The organism is Pelotomaculum sp. FP (assembly GCF_004369245.1).
GTDB lineage: Bacteria > Bacillota > Desulfotomaculia > Desulfotomaculales > Pelotomaculaceae > Pelotomaculum_C > Pelotomaculum_C schinkii.
In genome coordinates this window covers 1-1092 of record NZ_QFGB01000151.1, presented here as the reverse complement: position 1 = coordinate 1092, position 1092 = coordinate 1, and the positions used below count along the sequence as shown (strand labels likewise).

Below are 1092 nucleotides of genomic sequence, written 5' to 3'. Positions count from 1 at the left end.
TCAACTCGCAAACCCTCTTGTACTCCCCGACTATTTCTTCATAGGAAGCCTTGTTGAGATCAATTTTCAAGTCAACCAGCTTGTCCCCGGTAACCGGGTTGACGCCGCCGTTTAAGACCAGCTCAAATATTTTCGGGTTGTTGGTGTTGGCTACCGCATACATCGGCATCCGCTTGCCGCAAATCTGCATATCCACACAGCCGCAGGGCGCCCAGTCCCTGGCGTCTTCCAAATTGGCGCCGGTAACGCTCATAAATCTTTCAGTCGCCAGCTTGTCGTTGAACAAGGCCGGATAGCCTGAACCTGCCTTGATGCAGTCGACCACTTTCATTTTGAAACTTTCGCTTAAGTCGTCCCTCCACCTTACCGATATGGTCGGCTGCCAGGTCCTTACATTTACTCCCGCCTGCAGCACCAACTTGGAAAGCTTATTGTCGGCGGGAACGCCATACCTGTCCACACCACCCAAAGTAACGTTCTGGTAGATACTGCCGCCCAGGTAGGATTCTGTGAAGGTTGCGTGAGCCCGCGTAATTTCAGTGCATTTTACCCGCATCAGTTCCAATAGTTCCAGAGCTTTTCCCTCAGTAATGCTGCCTTTTGCAAAATCATTCCTAAAGGGCCTGTACATGTACTGGTCAAAACGCCCCGGTGAAATACCCCTGCCGTTTATTTCGATGAAAAGACAGACATGGGCAAACCAGAAGGACTGCATCGCCTCGTGGAAGGTGTCCGCCGGCTTTCCGGGGACTTTTCTGCAGATACGGGCAATTTCCAAGAGTTCCTCTTTGCGTTTTTGCTCCCGGCAAATCCCGGCTAATCTTTCCGCTTCCCCGGCGTGGTTCTCAGCGAAGTTGATCACGCCTTCCAGGGCCATAATGGTCCCCTTGTAGAAATTGTACCGGTCAAAATCTTCCTTGCTGTTTAAGCTTCCTATTGCCTTTATTTTTCCTTTGAGGCGCTCGATAATCGACTCCAGGCCTTCATCTATAACCTTTTGATAATCTACGATGAGCCTGCCTTCCGGCACGTCAAACATAAAGCGCAAAAAGACTAATTGCTTTTGCCAGTTCTCCACCTGATCGAAATCAT

The 1092-nt window shown here is 50.1% G+C and carries 1 protein-coding gene; it reads right to left on the bottom strand.

The features are described 5' to 3' along the window. Nucleotides 1-1092: pyruvate formate lyase family protein (locus tag Psfp_RS21135; RefSeq protein ID WP_192895578.1), on the bottom strand; the 1092-nt coding region annotated here is incomplete at both ends.